The following is a 2,331-nucleotide window of genomic DNA, read 5'->3' on the forward strand; positions in this document are numbered from 1 at the left end:
GAGTAGGGCTTCCGCATCTATGGGCGTTTTCCGCAATGAAAACGCCACTGCACACCTCTTCCGGCTCCCCAGCAACAGGGAAAATGCTTTAGACCTGTGTGAGGTCTATGAGCCGGTGCGTGATCCGTTCTGCATCGATCTCAAGCAAAGCCAGTGTGATCGGGAGATTAAAACGGCGTGGTCCGCAGGAGCCAGGGTTGAGGTAAAAAACGCCCTGCCGTTCTTCGAATGACGGTTTATGGGAGTGTCCGAAAATGACACAGTTCACACCGGCGGCCGAAGGGTTGATGTCGAGCTGAGCAATGTCATGCACCAGGTAGAAGAAACGCCCGGCCAGCTCAATCATTTCTGTGGCGGGTAACAGTGCGCATGGGCTGTGAGTGTCGGTGTTACCACGAATTGCGGTGACGGGAGCGATGGAACGCAGATCGTCCAGGATCTGCGGCGAACCGATATCGCCGGCGTGCAGAATATGTTTCACGCCTGACAACGCGGTCAGAACCTCCGGACGCAGGAGACCGTGCGTGTCAGAGAGAATACCTACGCGAAACATATCAGGCCTCAAGTGGGACAGCGGCACGACGGACTTTGCGGCGCGGATCTGCGGTATCCCGAAGGATATCGCCAAGGAAGTTGAAGGCGACCACGCAGATCATTACGGAAAGAGCAGGGAAGATGACCATGTGCGGCGAGTCGAAGAGATGCGACCGTGCATCATTGAGCATGTTGCCCCAGCTTGGTGCGGGGGGCGGCGTGCCCAGGCCGAGAAAGCTCAATGTCGCTTCCGCGAGCACTGCGGTAGCCAGGCCAAGAGCGGCCTGAACCAGCACCGGCTGCAATACGTTAGGCAGGATGTGCCGCACGATGATCCGGAGATCGCTCGCCCCGAGAGCACGCGCCGCTTCGACATACTCCATTTGAGCGGCAGCAGCGACCTGAGCCCGCACCAGCCGGGCGAATCCGGTCCACATCGTCAGTGAGAGTGCGGCTACAAGATTGCGAAACCCAGGGCCTGAGAAGGCAACGAAGGCGATTGCCAGCAGAATTCCAGGAATGGCCATGAAGGCATTGATCAGGTAGATGTTCAGAACCGTATCAAGCCATCCACCATAAAAACCCGCGAGGGAGCCAATCAGCAGCCCGAGGAATAACGAAAGAATAACAACACTCGTGGCAACGGATAGCGAGATTCTTGCACCATAGATACAACGTGACAAAATGTCGCGGCCCAGTTCGTCCGTCCCAAACCAGTGGTGTGTTGCTGGTGCTTGCAGTCTGGCATCCAGGTTGAGTTGTAGTGGATCGTAAGGAGCAAGAAGCGGTGCAAAGACCCCGGCCAGTATAAAGATGGTTAATAAAATGGCGCACGCCATGCCCAGGGATGACCGCATGTGATAGATGGTAATCGATTTAGGTTACCTACCGACAAGGATCTTACGTCGGATGGAGAACTGTCGTAGCTAAACTCGGGTTACAATGAACTAGACAGCCCATCCGGCAAAGACCGGTTCACCCGGCAAGGACCGGTCCGTACCAAAAACGAAACAACAATTTTGCTTTGGTCGAGAACCGCGTGAGAGATCATAACGATTCGATGACGAAGACTATTCTTGGCGTGCCTTTTTTCACTGGTACTGCAGAAGAGGCCGTTCAGCGCATGCTGAATGGTGGACTATTGGTAGTCCCTGCTGCACCAGCTCTGAAAGATATCGGCACACATACTGCATATCGAGACGCCCTTCTGGCGGCCGATCTCGTGATTACAGACAGCGCCTTCATGGTTCTGGTCTGGAATTTGCTTGAGCGCGATAACCTGCGCCGTGTTTCCGGCCTTAAATATCTGCGTCTATTGTTGCGCCAACCGGAGGTCCGCCAGCCTGGCCAGACCTTCTGGATTATGGCCGGCAACAAGAGCGCGAATATGAACCGGGACTGGTTGCGCAGCGAAGGCATTGAAGTGCCGGATGAATATGTTTACAACGCTCCGATGTACGGTCCTGTGATCGATGACAGGGAACTGCTTGAGCGCCTGGAAGAGTTGCGTCCGGCGCACATTGTGGTGACGATCGGTGGCGGCAATCAGGAGCGGCTCGGTCACTATCTGCGCCATCGCCTCAGCTACGTGCCAGGTATCCATTGCATTGGCGCCGCGATCGCCTTCCTGAGTGGAGATCAGGTTCATATTCCAGAGTGGGCTGATCACCTCTTCCTGGGATGGCTGTTCCGTGTTCTCGATAAGCCAAAGCTCTACTTCCCGCGCTATATGGGCGCCACGGCACTCTTCGGTCTGCTTGCGAGATACCGCAGCGCCTTACCGCCGGTGGAACAACC

General features: G+C 55.7%; 3 protein-coding genes. 1 reads left to right on the forward strand and 2 read right to left on the reverse strand.

Annotated features, from left to right (window positions below; genetic code table 11):
- Window positions 1-88 precede the first annotated feature (88 nt).
- Window positions 89-553 (reverse strand): metallophosphoesterase family protein, encoded by a 465-nt coding sequence (locus tag AB4043_RS22770; protein ID WP_442308186.1) that lies wholly within the window; start codon window positions 551-553, stop codon window positions 89-91.
- 1 nt (window position 554) lies between these two features.
- Entirely contained in the window at window positions 555-1,391 is an 837-nt protein-coding gene (locus tag AB4043_RS22775; RefSeq protein ID WP_442299517.1) for an ABC transporter permease, read from the reverse strand.
- Between the two features lie 203 nt (window positions 1,392-1,594).
- Here AB4043_RS22775 and AB4043_RS22780 point away from each other — a divergent pair.
- Window positions 1,595-2,331, forward strand: a 737-nt coding sequence (locus AB4043_RS22780) for a WecB/TagA/CpsF family glycosyltransferase (protein ID WP_442308187.1), incomplete at its 3' end; no start/stop codon positions are given.

Origin of the sequence: Terriglobus sp. YAF25, assembly GCF_052113305.1 — a bacterium.
Classification (GTDB): domain Bacteria; phylum Acidobacteriota; class Terriglobia; order Terriglobales; family Acidobacteriaceae; genus Terriglobus.